1 pseudogene is annotated in these 232 nt (G+C 72.4%); it reads right to left on the reverse strand.

Features of this window, described 5'->3' with window-relative positions:
- Nucleotides 1-232: pseudogene (locus SB773_RS34950) on the reverse strand (hypothetical protein); the annotation flags it as partial.

Raw genomic sequence — 232 nt, forward strand, 5'->3', positions numbered from 1 at the left:
CCGTGCGATAGGAGTGTTCCGCGGCGCCCGGCGGCAGTGTGATCACGATCGCGTCGACGACGGGAAGCGGGGTCGTGAGCGGCCGCGCGAGATCACCGCGGATGCCGACCACGCCGGCGGGCAGCTCCCCGTCACTCCGCCGCAGAGCGAAGACCTCAGCGCCGTCGTTGAGAAGTCGGGGTGCGAGGCGCGCGCCGAGCTTGCCGAATCCGACCAGGAGTGTGCGCCGCGG

Source organism: Bacillus sp. SIMBA_074 (genome assembly GCF_046534555.1).
Lineage (GTDB): Bacteria > Bacillota > Bacilli > Bacillales > Bacillaceae_G > Bacillus_A > Bacillus_A mycoides.